Below are 499 nucleotides of genomic sequence, written 5' to 3'. Positions count from 1 at the left end.
CTTTAGTGATGGCGTCACCTATGATCCAGTCTCGGGCACCATCACCGTTCCCGCTGGGGTCACCGACTTTACCGTCAGCTACCCAACCTTAAATGATGCGGTTCTTGAGAACAATGAAACCACCAGCTTAACCATTGGGTCTGGTACAGGCGCTGACACTGGCACCGGCACCATCAGTGATGCCGGCGACGCCATCCCTGTGGTCAGCATTGACGCCATCACAGCCACGGCGACTGAAGGCGCAGGCGACAGTCTTGTCTTTGCCATCAGCCAAACGGGTGACACCGATCTTGACAGCACGGTCACCGCCACCTTAGTACTGGGCGACATTGCTGAGGGCGACATTGACAACATCACCTTGACCGATGCCACTGGCACGCAAACCATCACGACCGCTGAGGCCTTAGCGGGGGTGAGTGTGACCATCCCTGCGGGCAGTACCGTACTGCCAACCTTTACCATCACCCCACTTGATGACGCCACCTATGAGGTCTCAGAA

The 499-nt window shown here is 57.1% G+C and carries 1 protein-coding gene; it reads left to right on the top strand.

All coding sequences use genetic code 11. From position 1 onward, the window contains the following. Nucleotides 1–199: 199 nt before the first annotated feature. Nucleotides 200–499 (top strand): hypothetical protein (locus tag ACT3QP_RS15050; RefSeq protein ID WP_444526064.1); only part of this gene is annotated, 300 nt, incomplete at its 3' end.

It is taken from the genome of Psychrobacter sp. AOP7-B1-24 (assembly GCF_052376215.1).
GTDB lineage: Bacteria > Pseudomonadota > Gammaproteobacteria > Pseudomonadales > Moraxellaceae > Psychrobacter.
Note: the sequence above shows the minus strand (reverse complement) of the source record. Positions and strands in the feature narration are given on the sequence as shown.